Here is a 22,365-nt window from a genome sequence, read left to right as displayed (position 1 = left end):
AAGAATCAGGGGGTCTTGTCGGTCCGAGGTCGAACGGAGAACCATGATGGTCAGGAGAACGGCCGCGATCGCCACCGCAACCCACGCGGGATTCCCGATCTCACCGTCCGCCTCGATCGGGCCGCGCAATCTGACGACTGCGTCGGCCCCGGTCCGGCGCGCTCGCGCGGTGCCTCAGGCGATCTGGACCCACGTCCCGGGGGTGCCGCTGGCCTTGCAGAACCAGAGCCCCCCGTCCTTGTCGCAGACGAGCTCGCCCTGCAGGTGGTTGCTCACGGTGGGCGCTCCGGCGGACGAGGTCGGCACCAGCCGGATCGCCGCCCGGCTGCCTTGGAACTGACCACCCCAGCGCCCCTGTCCCGAGACTCCGACGCTCTTGGTCGAGACGCCGGACACCCCGATGCCGGTCACGGCGTCGCCACGGACGCCGAAGCCCGACTCCGACTCGCCACGGACGCCGTACCCGGTGGGCAGGCTCGCCCCGCGCACGCCGACACCGCCGTTGCTCGACGTCCCGGTGACCGCCGTACCGCCGGCGTCGCACTGGCCCACGACCCCGAAGATGCCGCCGTAGCCGGTCACCCCGGTGTGGTTGATCGAGCGGCCGTAGACACCGGTCTCCGTCTGGGACTCACCCCGGACGCCGGTGCCGCCCGTCGAGTCGCCCCGGACGCCGATCGACGTGTCGGAGATGCCCTGGACCCCCCAACCGCCGTTGGCTGCCGTGCCCCTCACCCCCCAGCCGTTGTTCGACGAGTTGCCGGAGACCCCGATGCCGGTCGAGGCCTGGCCGTGCACGCCGAACCCGGCGGCCGACTCCCCGCTCACGCCGTAGCCGTTCGGCTGCGCCCGACCGAAGACGCCGACCCCACCGCTGCCGGCGTCGCCGTGCACTCCGTGCCCCGTTTCCGACGAGCCCCAGACACCCCAACCGTTGGTGGGCGTCGTGCCGCGCACGCCGGTCTGTCCGGCGGTACCCACGCCCAGCACACCGGTCTCGCCCTCGCCCTTCACGCCCACGCCCGGCCCGGAACCCGAGACACCGATGCCCTCGGCGTTCGTCACCTCTCCCCGCACGCCGAAACCGCGCCCGCTGAAGCCCCGGACGCCGTAGCCGAAGGGCGCCGAGATGCCCTCCACACCGGTGCCGCCGCCACCCACGACCTCGCCGCGGACGCCGATCTTGTCGTGGTTACAGGTGTTGTGGGTCTGACCCCAGACGCCGACGTGCTCACCTCTCGTGGTCTCACCGACGAAGACGAGGTCCTTGCCACTCTCGCCCCAGAGGCCGATGTAGTGGGTGATCCCGTGCAGACCGAACGAGTCCTTCCTCGCGACTGCCTCGAACCCGGAGCCGTCGATCGCATGGAGAGCCGTGAGCTCGCTCGAGGTCACCGTGCGACCGGCGACGAGGTTGTCGCCCGTCGATGCGCCAGCGCGGCCGCCACCGACCAGGCCGGTCGCGGCCAGTGCGCTGCCGCCGACCGCTGCCGCGCTCAGCTGGCCGAGGAGCCGACGCCGTGACGGGGTTGCTTCGTGGTTGCTCATCAGATCCTCTTCTCAGCCCAGCCGGACCCAGGTCCCGGGCGTGCCGTCGCTGGCGCAGCCCCAGAACTGGCCGTTGTTGTCACAGATCAGCTCCCCGCGCCGGTGGGCACTGGTCGTCGGCGGCCCGGAGGTCGTCGTCGGCACCAGGCGCACCGCTGCCCGGCTGCCCTTGAACTCACCGCCGGTCCGGCCCGCGCCGGAGACTCCGACGCTCTTGGTCGAGATGCCGGACACCCCGATCCCGGTCACCGCGTCGCCACGGACGCCGAAGCCCGACTCCGACTCACCCCGCACGCCGTACCCGGTCGGCTGGCTGGCCCCGCGCACACCGACACCGCCGTTGCTCGACGTCCCGGTGACCGCCGTACCGCCGGCGTCGCACTGACCCACGACCCCGAAGATGCCGCCGTAGCCGGTCACCCCGGTGTGGTTGGTCGACCTCCCGTAGACGCCGACGTCGGTCTGGGACTCGCCCCGGACCCCGAGCCCGCCGGTCGAGTCGCCCCGCACCCCGATCGAGGAGTCGGAGATCCCCTGGACACCCCAGCCGCCGTTGAGCGCGTTGCCGCGCACGCCCCAGCCGTTGTTCGAGGACTCCCCGGAGCCGGCGACACCGGTGGTCACCTCGCCAAGGACGCCGAAGCCGGAGCCGGCGACACCGCGGACGCCGTAACCCTGGTTCGGGACGGTGCCTCGGACGGCGACGCCGCCGTCGGCGCCCACACCACCGACACCGATGCCGGAGATGTGGGTGGCCTCGCCCTTCACCCCGAAGCCGGTCCCGGCGCGTCCGAGGACGCCGTGCCCACCGCTGGGCACCGAGCCCCGCACGCCCACGCCGCCGCTCGGGGCGCTCCCCCACACGCCGTTGCCCGCGATCGAGGTCGTCTGACCCCGCACGCCGGCACCGGTGCCGGCCTCGCCGAGCACTCCGTTGCCGAAACCGTCGGCCCAGCCACGGACGCCGGTCCCGCCGTATCCCAGGCCCTCAACACCGATGCCGTTCGGGCTGTTCGTCGGACCGACGCCCAACACCCCGGTGCCAGGGGCGCTGTCCTCGAAGACGCCACCGTAGACGCCAGCCTTGACCCCCGAGGCCCGCTGGTGGGTGAAGCCCGAGACGCCGATAGCCGACCCGTTCCCGAGGAACGCCCAGGCGTCGTCCTCCGTGGTGGCCCGCACCTCGAATCCCGAGGTTCCGTGCTGGTAGAGGAGGGTCGGGCTCTCGGCGCCGTTGTCCCTGCCGACCTCGAGGGAGTCACCGTCCACCGCGGAGGCGCGCCCGCCGCCGACGACGCCGGTGGCGACCATCGCACCGCCGCCGACGGCTGCCACGCTGAGCCGGCCGAGGATCCGGCGGCGCGAGACGGACGGTTCGGGCTGCTGCTGTGTCGTTGTCATGGCGTGCTCACTCAGGGATGACGACGTCGAAGACGGCCTTGTACGACGCGCCGTCCCCCGAGATCAGCGGCGAGTCGACCTTGAACTGGAGGCCCGCCTGTTCCTGCCAGGGCGCAGAGGCGAGCTCCCGCAGCTGGCGGGCCGACAGGTACAGGCTGGTGGTGCCGATCAGGTCGTCGCCGAAGTCGAACGTGTCGTTGAGCCAGCGGACGATGTCGTCGCCGTACTCGGCCCACGCCGCCTCGAATGCCGCGGCCAGGAAGGAGCCGACCGCGGGCACAGCGGCCAACGCGCCGCCCAGGAGCGGACCGGCCTTCTCGGCGACCTGCTTGACGAGACGCTCCATGGCGGCGGGATCGGAGAAGTCGTGCTCGAAGAGCGCGAGGGTCAGTCCCACGCCGCGGGCCTCGCCGCGGTAGAGCTCGAGCAGGTCCGCTTCGACCTCGCCGGAGTCGAAGCCGGTGTAGATGCGGGTGGTGACGTCGGTGGTACCGCTGGGCGCGATGGCGATGATGCCGAGGTAGGGCTCGTCCTCGGTGGGCGTGTCGTCGCCGTCCCAGTCGGTCTCCCCGAAGCACCGCAGCCCGCGGTACCTCAGGACGAGGGGCGGGAGGAACAGCTCGGGGTCCGGCCCGTCGAGGTCGATGTCGAGCGAGGTCCGGAGCAGGAAGTCGTCGCCGAGGGCGATCCGCACCAGGTCGGCATTGTTGAATCGCTGCAGCTCCTGGCCCTGCTTCGTGAACGCGTCGATCTCGACGATCAGGATGTTCCGCTGCTCGTCGGCAGTCAGGCCCGCCAGCGTGGCCGCGTCCCTGATCCCGGCGTCCCGGAGCAGGACGCTGATCGCCCCACAACCAGCCAACGTTGCGTCGTCCATGCCCTGGAAGAAGCCGCCTTCCTGCCGGCACAGGTGCACCAGGTTGGCGATCAGGGTGTTGCGCTGGTCGTCGGCGGAGGTCGCGTTGAGTGCCCGCCAACCGAGGAACCCACCGGCGAGGAGGACGCCCCGGACGCCGCCGCTGCCGCGGAGGGCGAGCCGGACCAGCTCGAGGTTGGTCAGGCCCTGGAGGTTGCCGAGGTCGGTGATCGCCGCCAGCTCGGTGATGAGAGTGTTGCGCTGGTCGTCGACGGTCATGGTCCGCAGCGCGGCCTCGTCGCGGATGCCGGCCGTGCGGAGCAGGACTAACACCGCTCCGGCGCCGGACAGGTCGAGGTTGTTGCGTGCCCGGAGCGCGCCGACCGACTCGGCGGTCCGCGCCGCGAGCTCGGTGATCAGCGTGTTGCGCTGGTCCTCCCCGCCCATGCCGTGGAGGTCGCGCCAGGAGCGGAACCGGCCGGACAGGAGGACGCCGCGGACGTAGGACATGGTGATCGTTCCTTCAGGGGGAGCTCTTCGTGGGTGCTGCTCCGACGCTAGGAACCCCGCCCCACGCAGGAATCAGGGAACACCCTCGACATGGGCGCCGGCGGTCAGATACACCCCGGTGACGACGCGGTCGACCTGCAGCCCGGCCGCCCGGTTGAGCCGGATCACAGCATCGACACTGTCGGCGACGAACAGCGCGAAGACCGCCTCCTCCCGCGGCACCAGCGTGGACGAGACGTGCCGGACGGTGCCGTGCTGGGACCGCAGCGCGTCCAGCCGCGCGACGCTCGCCCGTACGTCGGCGAGCGTCGCGCCCGGCTGGTAGCGCTCGACGAGGAAGACCTGGTGCTCGCGGATGGTGTCGATCCTCGGAACGTACGGCGGACCGGGCCGGTCCGAATCAGGGAGTCCCCTCGACATGGGGCAGTCGTGCCACCAGCTCGGCGCGCGACCGGATCCCCAGCTTGCGGTAGATCCGGGTGAGGTTGGCCTCGACCGTCTTGGGACTGACGAACGCCGCCTCCGCGATCTGGCGGGTGGTCAACCCGCCCGCGGCCAGCTCCGCGATCCGCTGCTCGCTCGCGGTGAGGGTGGTCGGAGCGGCCGGCCGGATGTTGACCCTCGCGAGCTCCGCTCGTGCCCGCTCGGCCCACCACGCCGCACCGACGGCCTCGAACCCGGCGAGCGCCTGCTCCAGCGACTCGCGCGCCAGCAGCTTCTCCTTCCGCCGGCGGTGCAGCCGGCCCTCGAGCAGCCGGTGGCGGGCGCCCTCGAGCGCGATCGGCACCTCGTCGTCCAGGCGCACCGCCGCCTCGACCCAGGTCAGCGCCTCGTCCAGCTCGCCGAGCCGGGCAGCGAGCATCGCCCGGCCACGGGCGACCAGCGCGTGCACGGACACCCGCCCGGCCCTCCGTGCAGCAGCATCAGCGACGTCGAGGAAGACGCGGCAGTCGTCGTACCTCTCGACGGCGACGAGCGCCTCGGCGTAGTCGCCGTGTCCCCGGCTCACCCCGGGGTCGTCGCCGAGCTCCAGGCACGCCTGCCACCACGCGTCGAGGTGGCGGGCCGCGGCCTCGGCATCGCCCTGCACGACTGCCAGCGCTCCGGCCAGGGCCCGGTAGGCGCGCTCGGCGTAGGTGTCGGACTGCAGCACCGAGGGCAGCGTCGCGACCACCTCGACGGCCTCGCCGATGCGGCCCGCGTGCAGCGCGACCCAGCCGCGGTTCTCCTGGGCCTGCCAGAGGTGGTTGGTCTGGCCGGTCGTCGTCGCGAGGTCCAGGTGCTCCTCGGTGGCTGCCTCCGCCGCGGCGAGCTCGCCCATCCGTAGCAGCAGGGTCGGGTAGTGGCGGACGACGTAGATCAGCTGCCCCACGTTGCCCTCGGCCTCCGCGCGTTCGCGCAGCTGGTCCAGCGCGGCGCGCGCGGCGGCCGCGTGGTCGGCGTACTTCAGCAGGGCGGGCCGGCAGGTCGCCACCTGGTCGTCGCTGCGCCAGGCGCGTCCCGTGCGCTCGGCGGCGAGGGCCGCTTCGAGGGCCGGTACGTCGAGCCCGCGGCCCGCTCCGAACTCGTTGTCGAGCACTGCGAACTCAGCCCAGCTCCGCAGCAGCGGGTCGTCGACCCCCGCGGCGTCGAGGACCTCCATCGCACGCTGCGTGTTGGCCTCGCGGTCGTCCCCCAGCGCGACCAGAGTGAGGTGCGCGCGAGCCGTGACCTCGGGGCCGGCACCGGCTGCGGCCGCCCAGCGGGCTGCCTCGACGCACTCATCGATCTCGCCGCGCTTCCAGAGGATCTCCGCGAGCTCGAGCGCCGCGGTGGCCCGGAGGTCGGGCGCGCCCGCAGCCTCCCGCACGGAGCGGAACAGGCGCTCGGCCTCGGCGGCGTCGCCCTCCTCGAAGGTGAGCCCGGCGAGGGCGAGGGTCCTGCGCAGCAGCAGGTCAGGATCGCCGCCGGCCGAGTGCTCCACGGCGAGCCGCGCAAGGTCGGCGGCCGCGAAGGCGGCGCCCCGGGACCTCGTCGCCTCGACTGCGCGATCGAGTGCCGCGGCCACCGCGTCGTCGGGCTCGGTCGACGCCAGCGCCAGGTGCCGGGCCGCCCGTTCCTCGTCGTCGGCCAGCGCCCGCGCGAGAGCCGCGTGCACCGCGCGTACGACGGGCGCCGGCGACCGGTCCACGGCGGCCGGACCGACCAGCGGGTGGTGCAGCTCGACCCGACCGGTCGCGACGCGCAGCAGGCCGGCCGCCTCGGCCTCGTCTATCCCCGCATGGCAGTCGGCCGCGCGCAACAGGGCAACCGTCGGTGCGGCCGCGAGCGCCACCGCGAGGACGGTGCGCTGCGCGTCGGCCGACAGCTGCGCGACCCGCTCCGCGAGGGCCGAGGTCAGCGAGGTCGGGAGCCTGGGCAGCGCCCGGGCGAGCTCGATCGCGAACAGTGGGTTGCCGCCCGACGCCTCCGCGACCCGGACCAGGGCCGGGCGGGTGAGCGGCCGCCCCGTCGCCCCCAGGACCAGGTGGTGGAGTGCGGCGACGCTCAGCGGCCCCAGGTCGACCCGGGTGACGGGCACCGTGGAGGCCGCAGCGACCGGCACCGGGCCGGCCGGGTCGCGGACGGCGACCAGCAGGCCCACCGGGCAGCGGTGCACGGCGAACTCGAGCGCCTCCCGGGAGGCCTGGTCGAGCCACTGCACGTCGTCGAGCGCGAGGACCACGCTGCCGCGCTCGGCGAGCCGTGCGAACAGGTTGCGAAGACCGGTCGCGACCGCGCGGCTGTCGACACCCGGTTCTCCCGCGCCGGCGCGGAGGATGGCCGCGGCCAGAGCGTCGCGTTGCGGTCCGGGCAGGTCGTCGATGACCGCGTCGGGCACGGGGTCGAGCAGATCGGTCAGCCCGGCGAAGGCGAGCCTGGTCTCGGTGTCGCGGGACCGCGTCTGCAGCAGCCAGGCCGGGGCGGGGAGCGCGCCCTTCGCCGCCTCCCACAACGCCGTCTTGCCAATGCCCGCCGGGCCGGCCACAACCGCCGTCCACGCAGATCCCGCCTCGGCGACGTCCAGGATCGTCGCCAGCTCGGAGTCTCGCCCGACCAGCGCCCGGGCGTGCGGGTCGACCTCCTCGGGGGCCATGTCGCGAGGGTACGGCGGGAGGCGCGGTCCCGTCTCGGCGAGACATCCGTCATACCGGGCGTGGGCGACCCGCCGGTAAGTTGTCGGAACGTGAGTCACAAGAGCCCTAAGGACTTCTTCCGCCCGCTCGCCGTCGGCGCCCCGGCCCCGCTCCGCGAGATCCCGGCCCGCCCGAGCCGCGCCATCCACTTCTTCGACCCGTCGAACGAGAAGATGGCCGCCAAGATCCCCGGGATGATCGGCACCGTCGACGTGCTGCTCGGGAACCTCGAGGACGCGGTCAAGGCCGACAACAAGGTCGCCGCCCGCGAGGGGCTGGTGAAGATCGCGCAGAACACTGACTTCGGACCGACCCAGCTGTGGACGCGCATCAACGCGCTCGACAGCCCCTGGGTGCTCGACGACCTGACCACGCTGGTGCCCGCCATCGGCGACAAGCTCGACGTGATCATGGTGCCGAAGGTGCAGGGCGCCGAGGACATCCACTACGTCGACCGCCTGCTCGCCCAGCTCGAGGCGAAGGCCGGGATCACCAAGCCGATCCTGGTGCACGCGATCCTCGAGACCGCCCGTGGCGTGGCCAACGTCGAGGAGATCTGCGGCGCGTCGCCGCGGATGCAGGGCCTCTCGCTCGGCCCGGCCGACCTCGCTGCGGACCGCAAGATGAAGACCACGCGCGTCGGTGGCGGCCACCCGGGCTACCTGGTCCGGCAGGACCCGCCCAAGGACGAGCTGGGCGTCTCGCGGATCGACGCCCAGCGTGCGATCTTCCAGCAGGACCTGTGGCACTACACGATCGCCAAGATGGTCGACGCCTGCGCCACGCACGGCATCTACCCGTACTACGGGCCGTTCGGCGACATCGCCGACGTCGTGGCGTGCGAGGACCAGTTCCGCAACGCCTTCCTGCTCGGCTGCGTCGGCACCTGGTCGCTGCACCCCAAGCAGATCGCCATCGCCAACCGGGTCTTCTCCCCCAGCGTCGAGGACATCGCCCACGCGCGCCGCGTCGTCGCCGCCATGGGCGACGGCACCGGCGCCGTCATGATCGACGGCAAGATGGAGGACGACGCCTCCCTCAAGCAGTGCCTCGTGCTCGTCGAGCTTGCCGAGAAGCTGGCCGAGATCGACCCCGACCTGAAAGCCCAGTACGACGCCATCGAGACCGTGGAGGCCTGAGCCATGACCGAGTTCAAGCCCCTGCGATCCGTCCTCTACATGCCCAGCTCCAACGAGCGGGCGCTGGAGAAGGCCAAGACGATCGCCGCCGACGCGATCATCTTCGACCTCGAGGACGCCGTCGCCCCCGACGCCAAGCCGTCCGCACGCGAGGCCGCGGCCGCGGCGGTGCAGTCCGGCGAGTACGGCCGCCGTGAGCTGATCATCCGCGTCAACGGGATCGGCACCGAGTGGCACGACGACGACATCAAGGCGGCAGCGGCGGCCGGCCCGGACGTCGTACTCGTGCCCAAGGTCAACTCCGCCGAGGAGGTCTACGAGCTCGTCGACGCCCTCGGCGCGGCCGGCGCGCCCGAGCACACCAAGCTGTGGGCGATGGTGGAGACCCCGATCGCCATGCTCAACGCGCTGTCGATCGCGCAGGCCTCGGAGCGGCTCACCGGCTTCGTGATGGGCACCAACGACCTGGTCAAGGAGCTGTACGCCGAGCACGTCCCCGGCCGCCAGCCCGTGATCACCGGCCTCGGGCTCGCCCTGCTGGCCGCCCGCGCCGCCGGCATCGTCATCATCGACGGCGTCTACAACGACGTGAAGAACCTCGAGGGCTTCCTCGCCGAGGTCGAGCAGGGCCGCCAGATGGGGTTCGACGGCAAGACCCTGATCCACCCCGGCCAGGTCGAGGGCGCCAACGAGGGCTTCGCGCCCTCCGAGCAGGCTATCGAGGACGCGCGCGGGCTGATCCAGGCGTGGGAGGACGGGAAGGGCAGCGGCGTCGTCACCTACAACGGCCGGATGGTCGAGAACCTCCACGTCGAGTCGGCCGAGCGCACCCTCGCCATCGCCGACGCGATCGCCGCCCTGCAGCAGGGCTGATCTGCTTCCTTCTCGCCGAGTCGGGGCGTTCGGGGGGATTGCAGGTTCATCACCCCGTGCGCCGTACGGTTGCCCGCGTGACCGACATCCTCATCCGCAACGCGCGCCTCGTGCCGCTCGTTGCGGACGTCGCCGACTCCCCGGTCGACGTCCTCATCGAGCACGGTGTCGTCACCGAGGTCGGCCCCGCGATCCGGCGCCCTCCGGGCGTGGAGGAGTACGACGCCGCCGGCCGCTGGTTGATGCCGGGACTGTGGGACACCCACGTCCACCTCGGGCAGTGGACGCTCGCGCGGGGACGGCTGGACACGAGCGGCCTGCAGTCGCCCGACGAGGCGGTCCGCCTGGTCGCGGCCAAGGTCGCCGAGCAGCCGGGCCGACCGGTGATCGGCTGGGGCCACCGACCGGGCACCTGGACCCGCGAGCCGACGACCACGGACCTCGACGACGTCTCCGGGGTCACCCCGGTCGTCCTCATCGCGGGCGACGCCCACCACGCGTGGCTCAACCGGGCCGCCCAGGCGGCGCTCGACCTGCCACCGCGGGAGGGGATGGTCGCCGAGACCGAGTGGTTCGCGGCCTACGAGCGGCTCACTGCGCTCACCGACGTCGGCGACGACCCGGTCTCCTACCGCAGGACCCTCGACGACGCCGCCGCGATGGGGGTCGTCGGCCTGGTCGACTTCGAGTTCACCGGTGCCGTGCAGGCGTGGCGGGACCGCTGGACGGAGGGTTGCGACCTGCTGCGGGTCGAGGTCGCCGTCTACGCCGACCAGCTGGGCTCGGTGCTCGCCGAGGGGCTGCGCACCGGCGACCCGCTCCACCCCGGCGAGGACCGATTGACGATGGGGCCGCTGAAGGTGATCAGCGACGGCTCGCTCAACACCGCCACCGCCTGGTGCCAGCACCCCTACGTCACCGGCGCCGACCCCGACCACCCCGCCGGCGCCCCCAACCTCGACTCCGCCGAGCTCACCGACCTGCTAGCGCTCGCGCACGACGCCGGGCTCGCCGTCGCGACCCACGCGATCGGTGACGCGGCGGTCGACGCCGCGCTGACGGCGTACGAGCGCACCGGCGCCCGCGGTTCGGTCGAGCACGTGCAGCTGGTCGCCCGCGACGACGTACCGCGGCTCAAGCGGCTCGGCCTGCGCGCCAGCGTCCAGCCGCACCACCTGGTCGACGACCGCGACCTGACCGAGCAGATCTGGCCGGACCGCACCGATCGCTGCTTCGCCTACCGCTGGCTCCTCGACGCCGGCGTGACCGTCAGCCTCGGCTCCGACGCGCCGGTCTCGCCGCTCGACCCGTGGCTGGCGATCGACGCCGCCGCGCGCCGTACCGGCGACGACCGCCCCGCCTGGCACGCCGAGCAGGCCATCACCCGGCGCGAGGCGCTGGCCGCCTCGGTCGGCGGCCACGTCGCCGTACGGCCCGGTTCACCGGGCGACCTGGTCGTGCTCGACGACGACCCGCTCACCGCCGTCGGCCCGAACGTCGCCCTCACCCTGGTCGCCGGACGGGTCGCTCACCGGGGCTGACCCGGGTCGGTTCAGTCAGCCCGGGAAGGGCCGGACCGCGGCCTGGCAGACGGTGCTGGGCGCGGGAAGCGTGCGATCGATCAGGTAGGCAGCCATCCGGTTCCGGATGCAGTCACCGTTGCCCAGCGCCCCGTGCCCCCACCCGTTGAGCATCAGCAGGACGGAGCCGGCGAACAGCCGGTTGGCGGCGCGGGCTCCGCTGATCGGCGTCGCGGGGTCGTAGGCGTTGCCGACGACGAGCAAGGGGTACGACGTCACCGTCGCCCACGGTCCGCGGAACGCGTCCTGGCCCGAGCGCCCCTCCCAGCGCGCGCAGACCGACGAGTACCAGGTCCACAGTCGGCCGAACCAGGGCTGCGTCCGGTCGGCCAGCCGGCTGGTGCCCGCCCAGCGGAACGGCCGGTGCGGGTTCACCGCGTCGCCGCAGACGACCGACTCGAAGGCGAGATAGGCCCGGTGCGTCCCGCGCTGTGCTCCGAGGGTCGTAGCGAGGGGTGCGGCGGCGCGATCGATGCCGAACGGCCCGACCGCCTCGCGCTCGGCACGGATCCGCTCGAGCTCGGCCCAGGCCCGGTCCGCGCCGTCCGTCGCACCCGTCCGCGCCGGGGTGTCGTCGCGCCGGGCTGCGTGGGCGAGGTAGTCGATCAGGTACCTGATCGAGTCCGCCGAGTAGAGCGCGCTGAGCGCGTTGTTGACGAGGTCCTGGACCGTCACCCGGTCGCGCCCGACCCTGAGCTCGCCGGTCCGCGCGGCGCGCACCAGCCGGCGCCAGGTCTCGTTGGCGTGCCCCGCGAGCACGCACCGCGCCCGCCCGACCCGGTCGCACTCGTTGAGCACGCTGGTGATCGCCTCGTAGGATCCCCGGCCGCTCCGGAGGCGGTAGGTCATCGGCAGTCCGGGGTCGTGTCCGCTGGTCCACTCGACCGGGTCCAGGACACCGTCGACGATCATCGCCCGCACCCGGTCCGGGAACATCGCCGCATAGGTCTGGCCGAGCAGGCTGCCGTAGGAGACGCCGTAGTAGCTGACCTGCTCCTCGCCGAGGGCCTGGCGGATCACGTCCATGTCGCGGGCGACGTCGGCCGAGGACATGTGGTCGATGATCACCGACCGGCGCTCGGCGCAGCCCGCGTTGGTCAGGCGGTCGGCCCGGATCCGGCGCCGCGTCTCCGGCCGGGTGACCGGGTAGCCGAAGCCGCTCCACGCGTCGTTGGACACGCGGCACCAGGCGGCGCCGCTGAAGCCGACGCCGCGAGGGTCGATGCCCACGACGTCGAAGCGCCGCGAGACACCCGGGCCGATCAGCCGCCCCGCCTCCGCGGCGAAGCCCGTCGCGGAGGCACCCGGGCCACCCGGGTTCACGAAGAGGGTGCCGATCCGGTCGCCGCGCGCCGGCACCCGCAGCACCGTGATCGGCGTCGTCGGGCCGGTCGGGTCGTCGTAGTCGAGCGGCAGCTCCGCGGTGGCGCACTCGGCCGGCGCGTCGTAGAAGGCGCACTCGCCCCACTCCAACGTCGGCGGGGTGATGTCGATCTCGGCCGCCATGGGGGCCGGCGCCCGAGACGGACCGGCCGCGGCCGTCGTACTCGCCAGCGCGGACGTCGCGGCGAGCACCAGGGTGAGGAGAAGGGCGGCAGGGCCACGGCGCATGCCGGAACCGTAGCCCTTCTCCTTCGGGGGCCGTCCGCTAATCCACAGGGTCCGGTTCGACGCCCAGGGCGATGGTGAGCGCGAGCACCGTCTCCGGGTCCTCGAGCCGGTCGCCGAAGAGCTCCCGCAGCTGCGCCATCCGGTAGCGCACGGTCTGCGGGTGCACGAAGAGGGCGGCGGCGACGTCGTCGCGCCGACCCTGGTGGAGCAGCCAGGCCCGGAGCGTCTCGGCGAGCTTGGCCGCGCTGGCCGGCCGCAGGTCGTCCAGCGGCGCGAGCACGGCGGCCCGCAGGTCGGCGAGCGCAGCGGGGTCGGCGGTCAACACCAGCTCCGGCAGGTGCGCCTCGGTGTCGTCGCCGAGGCCACGCTCCTGGGCCCTCCGGGCCCGGTCGTACGACGTCCGCGCCTCCAGCCACGGTCGCGCCGGCCCCACCCAGCACCGGCGACCCTCCACCGCCCGCAGCAGCGACGCGCGCCGCCGCCCGTGCACGTCGGGCACCAGCAGCAGCGCGGCCGCCTCGAGCTCCGGCAGGTCGGACACCTGCAGCGTCTGCGTGTGGACCAGCTGCAGCACCGACCCCACCTGCGCCTCGGGCACGATCACGGCGGTGAGCGTGACCGGCGGTGACCACTCGGCGCGCTCCGCTGCAGCCACGACGGTCTTCTCGGGAGCGCCGGTCAGGAGGTGCTGGCCGATCCGGTCCAGCAGCCGCTGCTTCACCCGGCCGGCCGTGGCCGACTCGTCCCCGTGGCCGGCGGCGCTGGTGGCGGAGAGCTCGTCGATGTAGGCCCAGACGGCCTGCGCGAACGCGGCCATCGTCGTCGCGTCCACGCCGCTGTCGAGGGCGACCGCCGCGAGCCGCTGCCAGGCGACCTGGGCGCCGATCCGGTACGCCGACAGCAGCGCCTCGGAGGTGCGGCCGCTGCGGGCCTCACCGCGGCCGAGCTGGTAGGCACCCTCGATGGCCGGCGCGGTCGGTGTCCGCGTGCCGGAGCCGCGCTCCTCGGACACCAACGAGAGGAAGCCGCCGAGCGCGAGCCGCACGGCCGAGCGGATGGTCTCGCCCATCGGCCCGCTGAACGCGTCGGTGTAGCTGGGCACCTCCTCGATGACCGCGGCGACGACGTCGTCGGCGACGACGGGGAGCGCGGCGCGCATGGCGACCGTCACTTCCGGCGGCAGCTCCAGCTCCGGAGCGGCGGATCGGCGCGCCATCGGGGACCTCTTTGTTCGCTAGGGATGAAAAGTGCCCTCAGATTCACCGTGAGCAGTCATGACTCTACCGCCCGGATCAGGAACTGTAGGTGTTGTGAGTTCGACAAGCCTTTCCACCCCCTTCCTCGTCCGGAGCAGCCAGGGCGGCCTCCGCCGCCGCCTCCGCGCCGTGGCCGAGGCTGCGGTGACCCCCCTGACCCTCGACGACGTCCTCGACAACTTCCACCCGCTGCGCTCGGGCACCGACCTGCGCGGCCGGATCGTGTCGGTGGAACCCGAGACGGCCGACGCGGCGACGATCGTGATCAAGCCCGGCCGCGACTGGGTCGGCCACGAGCCGGGCCAGTACCTCCAGGTCGGCGTCGACGTCGACGGCGTCCGGTTGTGGCGCTGCTACTCGCTGACCCACGGCCCCCGCCCCGACGGCAACATCAGCATCACCGTCAAGGCGATCCCGGACGGGGTCGTCTCCAACCACCTGGTCCACCGGGCCCGCCCCGGCCAGATGGTCCACCTCCAGCAGGCCGCGGGCGACTTCGTGCTGCCGCAGCCGATCCCCCGGCAGCTGCTGCTCGTCACCGCCGGGTCGGGCATCACCCCGGTCATCGGCATGCTGCGCAACCTGTTCTCCAAGGCCCAGCGGCCCGACATCGACATCACGCTCGTCCACGTCAACCAGGCCGAGCCGCACTCGATCTTCAAGGACGAGCTCCGCGCGCACGCCGCGGCCGGGCACCTCCGCCTCCTCGAGCACTTCGACGACCGCGACGGGCTGCTCGACCTGGCCCGCCTCGAGGCGCTGGTGCCCGACATCGGCACGCGGGCGGCGTACGCCTGCGGTCCGAGCGGCCTCCTCGACGCCCTCGAGCAGTGGTACGACGAGCGCGGCCTCTCCCTCAACACCGAGCGGTTCCGTCCCACTCTCCTGACCGACGCCGGCGAGGGCGGCACGGTCGCGTTCGTCGACGGCACCGTGGTCGAGGCCGACGGCGCTACCCCGATCCTCGACGCCGCCGAAGCGGCCGGCGTCCTGATGCCCAGCGGCTGCCGGATGGGCATCTGCATGGGCTGCGTGCTGCCGATGAAGGAGGGCGCCGTGCGCGACCTCCGCAACGGCGAGATCACCGTCGCCGTCCCGGGCGAGACCGCCCCCGGCGGCGTGAAGATCCAGACCTGCATCACCGCCGCTGCCGGCGACTGCCACCTCGACCACTGACCTCCTCCCCCGCTCCTCCGACCGCCACTGGTTGAGGTGCGAGGCCGCCCCGCGGCCGAGCCCCGAGACCAAGGCAAACCGAAAGGATCCCCATGACGACCATCACCAAGAAGTCCGAGAACCCGATCGCCCACCTCACCCCCGAGGACATCGAGGCGATCGGCCAGCGCCTCGACGAGATCCGCCAGGAGATCATCGACAGCCGTGGCGAGTCCGACGCGGCGTACATCCGTCGGATGATCAAGACCCAGCGCTACCTGGAGCTCGGCAGCCGTGCTGTCCTGCTCGGCAGCGTCTTCCCGCCCGCCTTCGTCGCCGGCACCGTCGGCCTCTCCGTGGCCAAGATCCTGGAGAACATGGAGATCGGCCACAACGTCATGCACGGCCAGTGGGACTGGATGCGCGACCCGAAGATCCACTCCACCACCTGGGAGTGGGACAACGCGACGCCCTCGGACGCCTGGAAGCACTCGCACAACCAGGTCCACCACGCGCACACCAACATCGTGGGCAAGGACAACGACCTCGGCTACGGCATCATGCGCGTCGACGAGGAGCAGCGCTGGCACCCGTTCCACCTCGGTCAGCCGATGTGGAACTTCATCAACGCCTGCCTGTTCGAGTACGGCATCGCGGCGTACGACCTCGAGCTCGGCCGCCACCTCTCGATGCCCAAGGACAAGCGGCCTGAGTCGTTCAAGGCCAACGCCAAGGCGACCCTCGCCAAGATCCGCAAGCAGGCGACCAAGGACTACGTCGTCCACCCGCTGCTCTCGCTGCCCACCGGGTCCTTCGTGCCCACCCTGGCGGCCAACGCCATCGCCAACCTGGCCCGCAACCTGTGGTCGCACTCGGTCATCATGTGCGGCCACTTCCCCGAGGGCGTCGAGACCTTCGAGAAGGCCTCGATCCCGGCCAACGAGACCCGCGGCGAGTGGTACGTCCGGCAGATGCTCGGCTCGGCCAACATCTCCGGCTCCAAGGCGATGCACATCATGACCGGCAACCTCTCGCACCAGATCGAGCACCACCTCTTCCCGGACCTGCCGAGCAACCGGTACGCCGAGGTCGCCCCGAAGGTGCAGGAGCTCTTCGAGAAGTACGACCTCAACTACTGCATGCGCCCCCTGGTCCCCCAGGTCTACTCGGCGTGGCACAAGGTCTTCCGGCTGTCGCTGCCCAACGGCTGGCTCGCCACCACCAACGCCAAGAACCTGCCGCAGCAGCTGGTCGCGCTCTACAAGATCTCCACCGCCGACAAGCGCAAGCGCCGCACGATGCTCAAGCTGCTGGAGCGCAAGGCCAGGCAGGAGTACGTCCCGGCTGCGTGATCCGCGCCGCCGCCGGTTGAGGTGCGCCGCCGCTGGTTGAGGTGCGAGGGCAGCTGTGTGATCACCGGACCCGAGGGCATCGGCAAGACGGCGCTGGTCAGGGCGGAGCTGCGGCTGTGCGGCGCCCGGCCCCGTTTTACGGCACGGACCGGCGCCGCCTCGCTCGCAAGCTGGGGTTGTCGTCGCGACGTGACCTCAGCGGCGTGCTCAGCGAGTCGGTGGCGTCGGCGGGCTGACCGGATCGCCCGTAGGCGCTCGCCCGGCGGGGTCCGGAGGCAGCGGCTCACCGGGTGCGAGCGGGGGCACCACCGGGGACGGCGGGGCCGCGGGCCCGGCCTCCGGGAGCGGAGCACCCGGTTCGAGCGCCGCCGGCGGCACCTCCTCGGGAGCAGTCTCACGCCGCCGCGGCGACGGTGATTCCTTCGGCTCCTCGCGGTCATCCCGGTCCTTCCGTCCGGTCCGGTGGCCCTGCGTCGCGGTCCGGTGGCCCTGCGTCGCGGGCGGCTCCTCTGCCCGCGAGGGGGTTCGATTCGTCGACTGCACGGAGACCGGCCGAGACCCGGTCGAGGAGGTCGGCTCGTCAGAGCCCAGGGCAACGACGGTGCTCCCCGCAGCGACGCTCAGGAACAGTGCTCCGGCAGCGAGGACAACGGTGGTCTTCACGGCGGTCTCCCTCCGGCCCCCGGCCTCAGGCGGTCGTCAAGGGGCAGTCGAGGATCACGTCGAGCGGGACGTGCGCGTAGCTGCCGTTGGCGTTCTTCACGTTGAAGTAGATCCAGTTCTTGTAGTAGGCCGTGCCGCGGGTGACCGTCACCGGGGCATCGCTCACCGCGGTAGCGGACGCGGCGCAGCCCGCCGTGTCCGTGTGCGGGACGAACAGCCACACGATGCCGGAGTAGTTGAACGAGGTGACCTCGTACTTCTGACCCGGGACGCTCCGGAGGCCGCTGTCGGTGGTCTTCACCCGCAGCGACACCGGGCCGGGCAGCTGGTTGAAGGCGGGCGCCGCCGTGAGGGGCCGCCACGAGCTGTTCCAGTTCGGGCACTTGCCGTAGGTGGTGTCTTCCCCGCCGAGCGCGACCTTGACGTAGGTCGTCGGCAGCGGCGCGGAGGCGCTGGGCTGGCACGGCCGCATCACGAGGACGACGTCACCGACGGCGTAGGTCTTCGTGCCGTCGTACGTGCCCTTGACGCGCCAGCCGGACGACCAGCTGACCTGTCGCTCGCCCGTGGGGCAGACCGCCCCGGCCTCGGCGTCGATGATGCGCGGGGAACCGTCGGTCTTGACGCAGGCGGTGATCGTGCCGTCGGCGCTCGGGGTGCCGGCCATGGCGACGCCGGTGATGAGCGGACCCGCGACGACGGCAGCGGCCACGGCGGCGATCTTGGTGCTGAGCTTCATGACGTTGATCTCCTGGGACGGGAAGCGGCTTCTTCGATGCCTCCAGACTCCGAGAGATCAGCGCCGGGCACCCTAGGGGTCGCCCCTATGGTTTCGGAGCCGAGGGTTTCGGAGCCGAACACCTGGATGGCGAGGGTGAGGCCGGTCGGTCCGGCGCCGACGACCAGTACGTCGCAGTCTGTGGTGCTCATGCGCCCAGAGTGCTGCTGGCGCGACGTCCCTGGCGTCAGTGGAACTACGTAACGTCGCCACGTACGTCGGCCATCTGGACCGCGATGCATCCGGCGCTCCGATCGGGACGCTCCAGGAGGGAGCGATGCACCTGGTGGCGAAGCACGTCCGGCTCGGCGTGGATCAACGGCCTCGACCGCGCCGGCCGGGTGGCTCCCGGTACGACGCCGACCTGGTCGTGCTGGACACGGATCCCTTCCAGGACCCAGCGGCGATCGGCGCCGCCGAAGTCGTGTCGACCTGGATCGGCGGAAGAGCGGTCTGGCCGGTGGTGGAGTAGCCCGAGCGACCGGTCGCGGGGCGCAGCGAGAGACCCTAAGTTACCTGCGGGTAGTATCGGCGGCATGAGCAACGTGACCTGCGAGATCGTCGACGGCGTCGCCCACGTGCGGCTGGACCGGCCCGACAAGCTCAACGCGCTGACGCTGGACATCCTCAGGGAGCTGGCGTCGACCGCGCACGAGCTCCGCAAGAACAAGGACCTGCGGGCGGTCATCATCTCCGGCGAGGGCGACGCCTTCTGCGCCGGCCTCGACTTCGCCAGCGTGATGCGGAACCCCGCCGGGATCGCGAAGGCGTTCGTGCCGCTGCCGTGGCGCGGCACCAACCTCTTCCAGGAGGCGTGCTGGGCGTGGCGCCGCGTGCCGGTGCCGGTGATCGCCGCCGTCCACGGCCACTGCCTCGGCGGCGGCCTGCAGATCGCGCTCGCCGCGGACTTCCGGATCGCGACCCCGGACTCGCGCTGGTCGGTGCTCGAGGGCAAGTGGGGCCTGATCCCCGACATGTCCGGCATCCGCAGCCTCTCCGAGCTGGTCGGCATCGACCAGGCCAAGCTGCTGACGATGACCGCCGAGGTCTTCGACGGCAGCCGCGCCGCCGAGCTCGGCCTGGTCACGAAGCTCGACAACGACCCGCTCGCCGGCGCCCGGCGGATGGCCGCCGACCTGTCGACCAAGTCGCCCGACGCCCTGGCGGCCGCGAAGCGGCTGTTCAACGACAGCTACCACGGCTCGTCGCGTCGTACCTTCGCCCGGGAGCGCCTCGAGCAGGCCTTCCTGCTCGCCGCCCGCAACACCAAGGCGGCGCGGGACGCAGCGTTCAACAAGCTGCAGCCGGAGTACGGCCCGCGGGGTCGCTGACGCTGGGACCGACGGGCGTTTTGCTCCGCCGCGCCTTCGTCTCTCGCGAGGAGGCATCCGAGAGCGCGCCCTCGCGGCCACACGCGAGCGCTGCGGGCACGTCTTAGCGGTATGTCACCACGGGCAGTTCGGGTAGCACGGCTTCAGGGCCGCGTCCGCGGGGGAAGCCAGGACGGCCACGCCCGCCATCGACGTGCCGAGCATGAGCACCACTGCCACTGCCTGCTTGATCCTGCGCATCTGATTTTCCTTCTTGGTTTCGAGGTGGACCGTTGTGCGTCGAGCGTGCGGCAAGACGTGCTTGAGGTCTGTCGCCAGCGCCACGGAAGAACTGTCAACGTCGCGACAGTTTCAGATGAGCTCGAAGGGCCCGGGACCAGATCAACGGGCAGCGCGGGCCACGAGAGCCCGGTCCAGCACAGCGATGCGCCGACGCGACACGGCGAGTGCGCCGGCCGCCTCGAGCTCGCCGAGGACGCGGTTGACCGTCGCCCTCGAGGTGCCGGCAAGGGTCGCGACATCCTCCTGCGTGACGGGGATGTCGCGGCCCTCGCCGTACGTCTCAGCGAGGTCGAGGACCCGCGCTGCCACCCGTTGATCGGCGGAGAGGTAGAGCGCCTGCACGAGCTGCTCCGAGAGTCTCCGTACGTAGGCGGCCATGAGCTGCATCGCGAACCGGTCGATGGCCGGGTACGCGCGACGGAGCCGGTTCACCTGCTCCCGGTGCAGCAACCAGGTCTCGGTGGCTTCGATTGCGATGCAGCTCGCCGAGTGCCGGGCATCCGGATCCAGCAGTGCCAGCTCGCCGCAGGTCCGTCCGGGGCCGAGGATCGCCAGGGTCGCGACGTCACCGAGCGGGGTATGGATCCGTACGGCGACGTGGCCGGACTGGATGAGGTGGATGGTCCCGCCAGGGTCGCCCTCGTGGAAGATGACCTCCTTGCGCGCGAACCGCCTTCGCTGACCCGACGCGAGCAGCTCACGCCGCTCTTGGGGCACGAGCAGGTCGAACAAGGGCCGCCAGTCCGTCGACATCCCGCGCCCGCAGTTCCTCAGCTCCGCAGCCTGCGAAGCACGAACGCCTCCAGCGGGTCCCGCTTGCCCTTGACCGTCACTGGCCCGAGCGACGTGACGTCCGCGAGCTCGTCGAGCAGCAAGCGGGTGGTGGGGCCGATGACCACCTGACCCGGCTCGGCCAGCCCTTCCAAGCGGGCGGCCAGGTTCGTGGTGTCCCCGATGCACGCGAAGTTGCGGAACTCGACGCTGCCCACGTTGCCGACCAGAGCGGGCCCGCTGTTGACACCGACCCGGAAGCGCGGCCACTCGGCGCGTCCGGCCGCGACCTGCGCTGTGGCCTCCTGCATCCTCAGGCCGGCGCGCGCCGCCCGACGGGCGTGGTCGGGCTGACGCGTCGGCGCATTGAACACTGCCATCACCGCGTCGCCGACGAACTGCACCAGAGTCCCGCCCTCGTCAAGGATCACCGGGACGATCGCGCCGTAGTACGCGTTGAGCATGGCGACGACCTGCTCGGGCGTGGACATCTCCGCGAAGGGGGTGAACCCGCGGAGATCGGCCATCAGCACGCTGACCTCCCGTTCGGACCCGCCAAGACCTGCCTGGTCGGGATCTGCGAGCAGCGCGGTGGCGACGTCCGGTGACATGTAGGTGCGGAACAGCCCGTCGAGCTGGTGGTAGAGCCGCGCGTTCTCGAGGACGATCGACAACTGGCTGGCCAGCGACCGCAGGAGCGATCGGTCGGACTCGCTGAAAGCGCCGTGGTCACGGGTCGCCTCGAGTATCCCGGCGGCATGACCCTTGACGTCCAGCGGTACGACGTAGCGACGCCCCTCGTCGCCCTCAGCTGCCTCGAGTGAACGGAGTGCCGCCCCGGCCAGCGGTTCGTCGAGATCGACTTCGCTGACCAGGCGCAGCGCCAGCCGGTCGGGCGCGAAGGCCTCCGCACAGATGGCCATCGCTCGCGTCAGGAGGTCGTCCTCCTTGCTGATGACCATGGCCTGGCGACCGACGCGGACCAGCGCGCCCAGCCGTCTCCGTTGGGTCTGCTCGAGGGCCAGCGCGTCCGCGCCGCGCTCGAGGACCTCGAGCTGGCGCTCGGTCAGGTCGAAGCGCTTGGCGATCCCGGCGGCTACGCGTGCGAGCTCCCGGTCCTGCTGACCCTCGGCGTGACGACGCATCGCCGTGGCGAGCTCGTCGAGCGCGGCCGCATGGTCCTGTCGGATCTGCTCGACGGTGCGGGACAGCGCGACGCCGTGGAACAGCCCCAGGGGCGAGCCCTCCCGTCGGTACTGCACGTATGCGCTGTAGGCGACGTACGCGAACGCGACCGTCATCAGAACGTGCCATTCCCACCACGAGGCGCGCCAGCTGCGGCCGTACGCGACAGAGAACATCGCCTCGGCGAGGATGACGAACGCGGTGATGATGCTGATCAGCATCACGGCCGGGCGTCGGCGGTAGACGAGGTAGTAGCGGATCGCCGCGCCCCCGTAGAGGGCCGCGCCGGCGTACGCCGTGACGAGCAGCGGGCCCTCGCTCTCCTCGGGCGTGATCGGCCGGTCCAGCGGGGCAAATCCGCCCAACGACCACACCGCCCACCCGAGCAGGACCGCTCCGGCCAGCCCGAGCAACGGCACGCGCAGGCGGAAGAGGGTCGCCGCGCTCTTGTCGCCGTACTCGATGGATGACGCGGCGGCGAGCACGGCGGCGAGGAACAGCCCGACCGGCGTGGCCACCTGGAATCCGGCGTTCTTCTCGAGAAAGACACCGGGGGTGGCCAGCGCGTGAAGACCGAGGAAGCCCGCCGCCACCAGGAAGCCGAGAGCCACCAGGAACAGGCGGGCGTCGTGCCGCCGGCTCGCCGCCCGGATGATGAGGAGCCCGAGCCCGACGTTGACGACCGCCGTGGCCACGACGAGGCCGAAGTGGGCGTGGTGATGCTCCCAGCGAACGTCGGATGACGGCCGCCCGATCAGCAGCCACAACGCCAGCATCGGGAGCGCCAGGTGCAAGACCCAGAGGGCGGGCCGCACCCAAGACGCGCTTCCCCCACCCGGGAGGATTCGGCTGACCTCTGGTGGGTCGTCAGACGCCACGGCTCGCATCGTATCGCCGATGCGCCGGACGCGGCCGGGGT

20 protein-coding genes are annotated in these 22,365 nt (G+C 72.1%); 7 read left to right on the top strand and 13 right to left on the bottom strand.

What is annotated here, in order from left to right; all coding sequences use genetic code 11:
* Positions 1-174: 174 nt before the first annotated feature.
* The 5 genes from D0Z08_RS09640 to D0Z08_RS09620 form a co-directional block, all read right to left on the bottom strand.
* Positions 175-1,548 (bottom strand): hypothetical protein, encoded by a 1,374-nt coding sequence (locus tag D0Z08_RS09640; protein WP_118925023.1) that lies wholly within the window; start codon positions 1,546-1,548, stop codon positions 175-177.
* A 12-nt stretch (positions 1,549-1,560) separates the two neighbouring features.
* Positions 1,561-2,949 (bottom strand): hypothetical protein, encoded by a 1,389-nt coding sequence (locus tag D0Z08_RS09635; protein WP_118925022.1) that lies wholly within the window; start codon positions 2,947-2,949, stop codon positions 1,561-1,563.
* A gap of 7 nt (positions 2,950-2,956) precedes the next feature.
* Positions 2,957-4,315 carry a hypothetical protein gene (locus D0Z08_RS09630; protein ID WP_118925021.1) on the bottom strand — a complete coding sequence of 453 codons (1,359 nt, stop codon included), beginning with the start codon at positions 4,313-4,315 and terminating at the stop codon, positions 2,957-2,959.
* A 72-nt stretch (positions 4,316-4,387) separates the two neighbouring features.
* Complete coding sequence (locus D0Z08_RS09625; protein WP_118925020.1) at positions 4,388-4,735, bottom strand: nickel-binding protein; 348 nt, start codon at positions 4,733-4,735, stop codon at positions 4,388-4,390.
* Positions 4,716-7,430, bottom strand: coding sequence for an AAA family ATPase (locus tag D0Z08_RS09620; protein WP_118925019.1), 2,715 nt, complete (start codon positions 7,428-7,430; stop codon positions 4,716-4,718). The genes D0Z08_RS09625 and D0Z08_RS09620 overlap by 20 nt, the downstream gene beginning before the upstream one ends.
* Before the next feature lie 90 nt (positions 7,431-7,520).
* On the opposite strand from D0Z08_RS09620, the gene D0Z08_RS09615 reads away from it, so the two are divergent.
* The 3 genes from D0Z08_RS09615 (at position 7,521) to D0Z08_RS09605 (ending at position 11,023) form a co-directional block, all read left to right on the top strand.
* Positions 7,521-8,609, top strand: coding sequence for an HpcH/HpaI aldolase/citrate lyase family protein (locus D0Z08_RS09615; RefSeq protein ID WP_118925018.1), 1,089 nt, complete (start codon positions 7,521-7,523; stop codon positions 8,607-8,609).
* Between the two features lie 3 nt (positions 8,610-8,612).
* On the top strand, positions 8,613-9,482 hold the full coding sequence (locus tag D0Z08_RS09610; protein ID WP_118925017.1) for an HpcH/HpaI aldolase/citrate lyase family protein: 870 nt from the start codon (positions 8,613-8,615) through the stop codon (positions 9,480-9,482).
* Positions 9,483-9,559: 77 nt separating this feature from the next.
* On the top strand, positions 9,560-11,023 hold the full coding sequence (locus D0Z08_RS09605) for an amidohydrolase (protein WP_118925016.1): 1,464 nt from the start codon (positions 9,560-9,562) through the stop codon (positions 11,021-11,023).
* Between the two features lie 15 nt (positions 11,024-11,038).
* Here the strand turns inward: D0Z08_RS09605 and D0Z08_RS09600 are convergent, their stop codons facing one another.
* Both D0Z08_RS09600 and D0Z08_RS09595 read right to left on the bottom strand, forming a co-directional pair.
* Positions 11,039-12,673, bottom strand: a complete 1,635-nt coding sequence (locus D0Z08_RS09600; protein WP_118925015.1) for an alpha/beta hydrolase — start codon at positions 12,671-12,673, stop codon at positions 11,039-11,041.
* Positions 12,674-12,710: 37 nt separating this feature from the next.
* On the bottom strand, positions 12,711-13,889 hold the full coding sequence (locus D0Z08_RS09595) for a PucR family transcriptional regulator (RefSeq protein WP_118925014.1): 1,179 nt from the start codon (positions 13,887-13,889) through the stop codon (positions 12,711-12,713).
* A gap of 94 nt (positions 13,890-13,983) precedes the next feature.
* Here D0Z08_RS09595 and D0Z08_RS09590 point away from each other — a divergent pair, with 94 nt between their 5' ends.
* Positions 13,984-15,105, top strand: a complete 1,122-nt coding sequence (locus D0Z08_RS09590) for a ferredoxin reductase (RefSeq protein ID WP_245993826.1) — start codon at positions 13,984-13,986, stop codon at positions 15,103-15,105.
* 92 nt (positions 15,106-15,197) lie between these two features.
* Positions 15,198-16,436: a fatty acid desaturase family protein gene (locus D0Z08_RS09585; RefSeq protein ID WP_118925012.1), complete on the top strand. Its 1,239-nt coding sequence runs from the start codon at positions 15,198-15,200 to the stop codon at positions 16,434-16,436.
* Between the two features lie 207 nt (positions 16,437-16,643).
* On the opposite strand, the gene D0Z08_RS31650 is transcribed toward D0Z08_RS09585, so the two are convergent.
* The 3 genes from D0Z08_RS31650 to D0Z08_RS31645 are packed head-to-tail and all read right to left on the bottom strand — an operon-like array spanning position 16,644 to position 18,029.
* Positions 16,644-17,099 carry a hypothetical protein gene (locus D0Z08_RS31650; protein WP_147381384.1) on the bottom strand — a complete coding sequence of 152 codons (456 nt, stop codon included), beginning with the start codon at positions 17,097-17,099 and terminating at the stop codon, positions 16,644-16,646.
* Positions 17,100-17,124: 25 nt separating this feature from the next.
* On the bottom strand, positions 17,125-17,838 hold the full coding sequence (locus tag D0Z08_RS09580; RefSeq protein ID WP_118925011.1) for a hypothetical protein: 714 nt from the start codon (positions 17,836-17,838) through the stop codon (positions 17,125-17,127).
* Positions 17,835-18,029: a hypothetical protein gene (locus D0Z08_RS31645; protein ID WP_147381383.1), complete on the bottom strand. Its 195-nt coding sequence runs from the start codon at positions 18,027-18,029 to the stop codon at positions 17,835-17,837. Before D0Z08_RS31645 ends, D0Z08_RS09580 begins: the two co-directional genes overlap by 4 nt.
* A 38-nt stretch (positions 18,030-18,067) precedes the next feature.
* Between D0Z08_RS31645 and D0Z08_RS09575 the strand changes: the two genes are divergently transcribed.
* Entirely contained in the window at positions 18,068-18,349 is a 282-nt protein-coding gene (locus D0Z08_RS09575; RefSeq protein ID WP_147381382.1) for a hypothetical protein, read from the top strand.
* Positions 18,350-18,413: 64 nt separating this feature from the next.
* Positions 18,414-19,208, top strand: a complete 795-nt coding sequence (locus D0Z08_RS09570; RefSeq protein WP_118925009.1) for a crotonase/enoyl-CoA hydratase family protein — start codon at positions 18,414-18,416, stop codon at positions 19,206-19,208.
* Positions 19,209-19,322: 114 nt separating this feature from the next.
* Here D0Z08_RS09570 and D0Z08_RS33380 read toward each other — a convergent pair whose 3' ends face one another.
* The 3 genes from D0Z08_RS33380 to D0Z08_RS09560 all read right to left on the bottom strand — a co-directional run bounded on the left by D0Z08_RS33380 (position 19,323) and on the right by D0Z08_RS09560 (position 22,324).
* Entirely contained in the window at positions 19,323-19,448 is a 126-nt protein-coding gene (locus D0Z08_RS33380) for a hypothetical protein (protein WP_281271716.1), read from the bottom strand.
* Positions 19,449-19,589: 141 nt separating this feature from the next.
* On the bottom strand, positions 19,590-20,243 hold the full coding sequence (locus tag D0Z08_RS09565) for a Crp/Fnr family transcriptional regulator (RefSeq protein WP_118925008.1): 654 nt from the start codon (positions 20,241-20,243) through the stop codon (positions 19,590-19,592).
* Between the two features lie 17 nt (positions 20,244-20,260).
* Positions 20,261-22,324 (bottom strand): adenylate/guanylate cyclase domain-containing protein, encoded by a 2,064-nt coding sequence (locus D0Z08_RS09560; RefSeq protein ID WP_147381381.1) that lies wholly within the window; start codon positions 22,322-22,324, stop codon positions 20,261-20,263.
* Positions 22,325-22,365: the final 41 nt, after the last annotated feature.

The sequence above is a fragment of the Nocardioides immobilis genome, from assembly GCF_003515065.1.
GTDB classification, from domain to species: Bacteria; Actinomycetota; Actinomycetes; order Propionibacteriales; family Nocardioidaceae; genus Nocardioides; species Nocardioides immobilis.
The sequence above is the reverse complement of the archived record's forward strand: the minus strand, read 5'-3'. Positions and strand labels throughout refer to the sequence as shown.

Coding starts and splice junctions, on each gene's coding strand:
- D0Z08_RS09640 (WP_118925023.1), bottom strand. CDS start 1,548: ATGAGCAACCACGAAGCAACCCCGTCACGGCGTCGGCTCCTCGGCCAG.
- D0Z08_RS09635 (WP_118925022.1), bottom strand. CDS start 2,949: ATGACAACGACACAGCAGCAGCCCGAACCGTCCGTCTCGCGCCGCCGG.
- D0Z08_RS09630 (WP_118925021.1), bottom strand. CDS start 4,315: ATGTCCTACGTCCGCGGCGTCCTCCTGTCCGGCCGGTTCCGCTCCTGG.
- D0Z08_RS09625 (WP_118925020.1), bottom strand. CDS start 4,735: ATGTCGAGGGGACTCCCTGATTCGGACCGGCCCGGTCCGCCGTACGTT.
- D0Z08_RS09620 (WP_118925019.1), bottom strand. CDS start 7,430: ATGGCCCCCGAGGAGGTCGACCCGCACGCCCGGGCGCTGGTCGGGCGA.
- D0Z08_RS09610 (WP_118925017.1), top strand. CDS start 8,613: ATGACCGAGTTCAAGCCCCTGCGATCCGTCCTCTACATGCCCAGCTCC.
- D0Z08_RS09600 (WP_118925015.1), bottom strand. CDS start 12,673: ATGCGCCGTGGCCCTGCCGCCCTTCTCCTCACCCTGGTGCTCGCCGCG.
- D0Z08_RS09595 (WP_118925014.1), bottom strand. CDS start 13,889: ATGGCGCGCCGATCCGCCGCTCCGGAGCTGGAGCTGCCGCCGGAAGTG.
- D0Z08_RS09585 (WP_118925012.1), top strand. CDS start 15,198: ATGACGACCATCACCAAGAAGTCCGAGAACCCGATCGCCCACCTCACC.
- D0Z08_RS09580 (WP_118925011.1), bottom strand. CDS start 17,838: ATGAAGCTCAGCACCAAGATCGCCGCCGTGGCCGCTGCCGTCGTCGCG.
- D0Z08_RS31645 (WP_147381383.1), bottom strand. CDS start 18,029: ATGAGCACCACAGACTGCGACGTACTGGTCGTCGGCGCCGGACCGACC.
- D0Z08_RS09570 (WP_118925009.1), top strand. CDS start 18,414: ATGAGCAACGTGACCTGCGAGATCGTCGACGGCGTCGCCCACGTGCGG.
- D0Z08_RS33380 (WP_281271716.1), bottom strand. CDS start 19,448: ATGCGCAGGATCAAGCAGGCAGTGGCAGTGGTGCTCATGCTCGGCACG.
- D0Z08_RS09565 (WP_118925008.1), bottom strand. CDS start 20,243: ATGTCGACGGACTGGCGGCCCTTGTTCGACCTGCTCGTGCCCCAAGAG.